Origin of the sequence: Parabacteroides sp. AF27-14, from assembly GCF_003635425.1 — a bacterium.
In the GTDB taxonomy this organism is placed as follows: domain Bacteria; phylum Bacteroidota; class Bacteroidia; order Bacteroidales; family Tannerellaceae; genus Parabacteroides; species Parabacteroides distasonis.
Genome location: NZ_QTLZ01000057.1, coordinates 1 through 2,582, shown reverse-complemented (window position 1 = coordinate 2,582; position 2,582 = coordinate 1). Strand labels below are relative to the sequence as shown.

Annotated in this window: 2 protein-coding genes and 1 pseudogene; all 3 read right to left on the bottom strand. The window is 40.7% G+C overall.

What is annotated here, in order from left to right:
• A pseudogene (locus tag DWY79_RS22305) lies at positions 1-299 on the bottom strand (hypothetical protein); the annotation flags it as partial.
• A 153-nt stretch (positions 300-452) separates the two neighbouring features.
• Entirely contained in the window at positions 453-1,793 is a 1,341-nt protein-coding gene (locus DWY79_RS22300; RefSeq protein WP_122370506.1) for a M57 family metalloprotease, read from the bottom strand.
• A 7-nt stretch (positions 1,794-1,800) separates the two neighbouring features.
• Positions 1,801-2,169: a hypothetical protein gene (locus DWY79_RS22295; RefSeq protein WP_057327180.1), complete on the bottom strand. Its 369-nt coding sequence runs from the start codon at positions 2,167-2,169 to the stop codon at positions 1,801-1,803.
• Positions 2,170-2,582: the final 413 nt, after the last annotated feature.

The window sequence follows — 2,582 nt, the reverse complement described above, 5'->3', positions numbered from 1 at the left end:
TACTCCCAGACCACTTGCTGAAGGCTGTCGCAGGTAGCGTCGATATACAAGGTGTCACGCAAGATGCGTGCGGACAAGGCGGCACGCCCATCACGCTCCGTATAAGCCGCCCCCTCGGGCAACGGCCTCAACCCCGACAACGGGATGCGCAACGTGGCCCCGCCGCCCGGCACGTTGATGGCGCTCGCCTTGAGGCGCTCCGAGCTGAGGCGCAAGTTCTCCTCGCCGTGACGGCTTAACGTGTGACGGCTGCCGTGGCAAGCCGTGAAAAGCAATAAGATAAAAACAAGATTTCTCATACGTCTTTTTAGGCCCTAAAATAGACGCAGACCATCCCTTCCGGTTGACTTACCGGAAGGGATGGACATATTTCCCAAGGATTGGGGTTAATAGTGTACGTAGATAAGACGGATAACGCAATTTCTCACGGTTCGCAGCTTCGTGCCATTTCCTTATATTGATACCTTATGACTTTCAAACGCACCATCATCTGTTTGGATTTTCAGTATATAAATTCCAGAACTTAACCCATTTGTATCTATTGTGGTCTCATTTGGAGACAATCTTCCATTACGAGAGGATATTCCTGTCGTTGAATTTAACAACTCATACGTGAAGACAGAATTGGCCTTGTTTCTGGTCTCATTTTGTGCGACTGTAATTGTTTTTCCGGATTTGTTGACTGAAACAGAATAATTATAGCCCACTGAAACAACTAAATAAGCCGTGCCACCGGTACCACAGGGAGTCGACATATAGCATCGAAGAGTATAATTTCCCGCATTATTGAACGTAACTGAAAGCTCGCCATTTGTTACGGAACTATAGACTCCTGTCGTAGGTAATACTTCCCATTTAAGAGTGGAAAAATTAGCATCAAACCAATCTCCCGATGATGTGTATTTTTTTGTACTTCCCACACGTGCGGTAGTTGGCCCCGTTATATTTATCCTGTTAGATTTACCTACTTGAACTAATCTAGATTTGGAAAAAGTTCCGACTCGTGCCGTTATAGAGCTGTTAGGAGCGGTTCCGGATTTATTTGCGGACGTAATTCTCAAGGTGTTACCTGTTGTTGAAACAACAGACCCTCTATTATCCGCCGTCCAAGTAACGTTTATGTAATCCGGACATTTATTTAAGGTATAAGTAGCTATATCGTCCTCACAAAATCCGGAAGGACCGGATACAGAGATGGGACAACCATATAGAGTCCAGATACCTTGGAGATCATCAATAGCGATACGGCAACCCTCCCAATAAGTAGGGAACATCAGCGTATTAGGCAAATCCGAGTGATCTAGCCCTAGGGCATGACCGATCTCATGCGTAGCCACACCTTCTAAAAACTCCTCAGTCCAAGCTTCACTATCATCAAAATGAATTTGTCCGACAAAACGGCCTCCAGCAGGGGCTGGATAGAACGAATGTGCCAATACTCCATGAGGACCATCAAAAGCATTATCATCCCCATCGCCGTGATTGCCTGTTACCCAGCTTAATTTAAAGTCTGCCTCTGATTGATTGTAAACTTGGGTAAATGACATGTTTGTACAACTTTGCCACGCATTAAAAGCAGCCCTAATCGCAGTATTCTGCACAGATGATGAAACTTTAGAGGACGTATTACAAATGCAATATGTCAACGCCGTCTTATTCCACTTAGATCCCTCTATGCTAAAACGGGCATTCTTTAGAGCTGGATCTATCAGAGCTCCATTATCTATTAATATTTGAGAATACGCATTCACTGATAAAAATGCGAATATTAAGAGAAAAAGATGTTTTTTCATAACCAAACTAATTAATTATTGATATTACGCTTAAATGTAAACAAAAAACCGTAGTACCCGCAGGCAAGGTGGTGGCTACCTCTAGAGGATGTATTTTCCCGCTAAATTTCACGGAAGCCCCCTCTCGCTCACAATCAGCGCTCGGGTTTTTAATGTAAAAAATTCTCTCGACATCAATCGTGTTCGATTCATGTGAATGAATTGTCCAGATTTTTTCCTCATTATTATAGGAAATAGTCCCTTCCATATCACTTAATGTGACAAGATCTTGATTGTCATCTTGAAAATCACAAATCTGTGATTTGTCATCACAAGACATCAAAACGGCCATAACAAATAATGCCAAATAATAAAGGATATTTTCCACTCGTTTCATGACAATAGATATTTTTGCCTAAGATAGCAAAAAAACTCAAATAAAAGAACTTTTATCAAAAAAACACTTCATAGACTTTGAATCACGATAGCTCGTTAAACATTCCAATTAGTACTTATGGCATCACAAGACATCATTAGCCAGATCTATTAAGTCCATAATCACATCCGGATCGGATCTTATTTTCATTCGGATCGGTTCCGCCGTCCATTCGGACAGAAATTCAATTCCTTTCGAATAAAATTATTAGATACACATTTGTAATTAATAAATATTAATTAATACTACTTCCTCCTATCGTATAAAGATGAACCAAAAAGACTCATTTATAAATTATTGATAAATATTTGATTTTATCGATATTTAATTTGCTTCATATTAAAGTTTGATTTATATTTGCCGCAAATAAAGTT